This is a genomic window from Pseudomonas sp. SIMBA_041 (assembly GCF_046535095.1).
In the GTDB taxonomy this organism is placed as follows: Bacteria; Pseudomonadota; Gammaproteobacteria; order Pseudomonadales; family Pseudomonadaceae; genus Aquipseudomonas; species Aquipseudomonas mucoides.
The window spans coordinates 1-269 of sequence record NZ_JAWRXJ010000350.1 but is presented as its reverse complement, the minus strand read 5'-3'; the positions used below and the strand labels follow the sequence as shown (position 1 = coordinate 269).

1 pseudogene is annotated in these 269 nt (G+C 46.5%); it reads left to right on the top strand.

Features of this window, described 5'->3' with window-relative positions:
• Window positions 1-269: pseudogene (locus SB725_RS31445) on the top strand (glutamate 5-kinase); the annotation flags it as partial.

Below are 269 nucleotides of genomic sequence, written 5' to 3'. Positions count from 1 at the left end.
CATCAGGTGCCGTTGCTGAAGGTGTGGTGCGTATGAACCTTGAGGAACGTCCTAAGAAACTAGCCGCACTACAAGCCTGCGCTTCTATTGGACAAATGGGGTTGATTGAAACATGGTGGTCAGCTTTGATTCAGCATGGCATTCAAAGCTCACAGCTCTTATTGACTCATGATGACTTGTCCAATCGTAGTCGTTACCTTAATACGACAGGTGCGCTGACACAGTTATTAGAATGGCGCGTACTACCTGTTATCAACGAAAACGATACC